Source organism: Pseudoalteromonas sp. SG43-7 (assembly GCF_014164295.1).
GTDB lineage: Bacteria > Pseudomonadota > Gammaproteobacteria > Enterobacterales > Alteromonadaceae > Pseudoalteromonas > Pseudoalteromonas rhizosphaerae.
In genome coordinates, this window is record NZ_JACJEY010000224.1 from 1 (window position 1) to 255 (window position 255).

1 protein-coding gene is annotated in these 255 nt (G+C 42.0%); it reads right to left on the reverse strand.

From position 1 onward, the window contains the following. Nucleotides 1-213, reverse strand: a 213-nt coding sequence (locus H5200_RS24550; protein ID WP_182762920.1) for an ATP-binding protein, incomplete at its 3' end; no start/stop codon positions are given. Nucleotides 214-255 lie beyond the last annotated feature (42 nt).

Sequence of the window (255 nt, forward strand, 5' to 3'; positions counted from 1 at the left end):
TAACTGAGCCGGTAAGCGGAATTTAGCGTGTCGCACTAGCCGGTCGATTTTTCTTTGCTCACGCGTATCAATTTCATGAGTGAGCAATAAACTGACGCGCTCTATAAAGCTTTGCTCTTGATATAGATTTGGCTGTTCAAGCTGTTGCTTGAGTGCTTGCTTTATACCGGATAACTTGAGTAGTTGAAGTTGCTGGTTAATGGTGTCTATCATGTTTGCATTCCTTAATGGTAATAATCTGTGCCACGTATGTTG